The organism is Micromonospora sp. NPDC049580, assembly GCF_040675595.1.
Lineage (GTDB): Bacteria > Actinomycetota > Actinomycetes > Mycobacteriales > Micromonosporaceae > Micromonospora.
Genome location: NZ_JBFAPG010000723.1, coordinates 1 through 2,122, shown reverse-complemented (window position 1 = coordinate 2,122; position 2,122 = coordinate 1). Strand labels below are relative to the sequence as shown.

2 protein-coding genes are annotated in these 2,122 nt (G+C 72.9%); both read right to left on the bottom strand.

Annotated features, from left to right (window positions below; all coding sequences use genetic code 11):
- Positions 1–115: 115 nt before the first annotated feature.
- On the bottom strand, positions 116–1,399 hold the full coding sequence (locus AB0J68_RS31405) for an MFS transporter (protein ID WP_363942422.1): 1,284 nt from the start codon (positions 1,397–1,399) through the stop codon (positions 116–118).
- Between the two features lie 55 nt (positions 1,400–1,454).
- A complete protein-coding gene (locus AB0J68_RS31400; protein WP_355136366.1) occupies positions 1,455–2,072 on the bottom strand; it encodes a helix-turn-helix domain-containing protein in 618 nt (205 codons plus the stop codon).
- Between the last annotated feature and the right edge of the window lie 50 nt (positions 2,073–2,122).

Genomic DNA, 2,122 nt, shown 5'->3' with positions numbered 1-2,122 from the left:
TGGGGGCCGCCCTGTAGGTGCGGGCGGTGGTGGTTTCGTCGCCCGGGTGTCCCCCACGGATAGCCGCCTGGGCTGTGGGCGTTAATGGACTGGGGGTGTCGTTGAGGGGCCCTCGCTACCGGTCGGCGGGTACGGGGACCACGGTCGGCTCGCTGGAGGGAGCGGGCCGACGGTCGGCCAGCCAGGCGGGCAGGTAGAGCGGCGCGGCGACGGCCAGCACCACCGCGCCGACCACCATCGCGGCGCTGACGCTGGCGGCGGCGGCGATCGCGGTCAGGACCACCCCGCCGAGGGCGGCGGCCGGCTGCGCCATCATCGAGTTCAGCGAGAGCACGCTGGTCCGGTACGGGCCGTCGACCTGGCGGTGCAACAGACCACTGTGCAGCGGATTCGACGCGCCGTGCACGGCGTAGCAGGCCAGGTAGGCCACCAGCACTCCGACCGGCCCCGCGAACAGCCCCATCCCGACCACCGTGACGCCCTGCAGGATGCGCAGCAGGGCAGCGCCCCAAGGCGCCCCGAACCAGCGCAACAGCAGCGGGGTCAGTGCCGCGCCGGCCGCATTGGCGATCCAGGCCGCCGAACTGGCCGGCCCGAGCAGCGCGGCGGCCCGTTCCGGGTTGCCGATCACCTCGGCGAGCCGCACCGGCAGCAGCGACTCGAAGGTGACCATGCCGAAGCCCCAGAACAACTCCACAGCCACCAGGGCGAGCAGCACCCGGGAACGCCGCAGCAGCCCGAGCGCCTGGCCGATCATCCGGGGCGCCTGGACGACCGATGCGCGCACCGCCGCGACCCCGGTAGCTGGCCGCTCTTCGACCAGCAGGACGAGCAGCGCGGCCAGCGCGGCCGCCTGGGCGACGATCGCGGCCAGCACCGGCACGGTGAGCGCGCTGACCGGCCCGAGCGGGCCCAGCGCGACCAGGCCACCACTGAGCAGCGCGCCGCCGCCGATGGCCACGCCGACGACGGTGCCGGCGTACCCGAGGCCCCGCTCGTACTCGGCCTGCGGGTCGGCGGCCAGGGTGGCGTCGACGTACCAGGATTCCAGCGGGCCGCTGTCCAGTGCCCGGTAGACGCCCTGCAACGCCCAGACCAAAAGGAACAGCGCGAACGAGTCGGCCACCGCGAAGAGCGCCAGCGAGGCGAGGTTGAGCGCTCCGGCGGCGAGCAGGACGGGTCGGCGACCGAGGGCGTCGGCGAAGCCGCCGGTGGGCAGCTCCAGCGCCAGCACCAGCAGCCCCTGCGCGGTGCCGACCAGGCCGATCTGCGGCAGCGACAGGCCGCGCTCCTGCATCAGCAGGATCATCACCGGGATCATCAACCCCGTGGGGAGCCAGCGCAGGCCGTAGAGGGTGAGGTAGCGACGCCGGACCTGGCGTACGGTCAGCGCGCTCACGACGCCACATCCATTCGCGACTGCGGGGCTCGCAAACCCGGCTCACTCCTCGCGCTCATCGAGGGCCGTCCAGCAGCGGGTAGGCGGCCAGGAAGACCTGCACCGGGCGGGCCTGCGGGTCGGCGGGCTCGGCCGTGTCGACCGGCTCGGCCTCCCGGCGGTACCGCTCCAGCACCTGCCACACCTCCGCCTTGAGCGCCTCCAGCCGCTCGGGCGGGATGGTCATGAAGATGTCGCCCATGCCGAAGGCGTCCCGCCAGGCGGGGGACCATTCGTGCTGGGTGGCGAACCAGCGGTCGGCGTGTTCGACGAGAAGACGCACCTGGTCGCCCTGGATCCACTCGATCGCGGCACGGGCGTCGGGGTCGTCGTCGAAGTCGCTCGGCTCCCAGCTCGTGACGTCGTGCGCGGCCTGCCACCAGCGCTGCCGTCCGCTGCCCCGGTCGGGATCCTCGGTGACCAGCCCGACCTCGGCGAGTTGGCGCAGGTGGTAGCTGGTCGCGCCGGTGTTGGTGCCGAGCAGCTCGGCGAGGGTGGTGGCGGTGGCGGGCCCGTTCACCCGCAGGGCTCCGACCAGCCGCATCCGCAGCGGGTGCGCGAGCACCCGGACCTGCCGCTTGTCGATCCGCACCTCCCGCGGGACGGGCCGCGGGGTCGCTTCGTCATTCGCCATGGCTGCACACTATCTCTACACACTTCCTATGCACAATAATTGTGCATAGG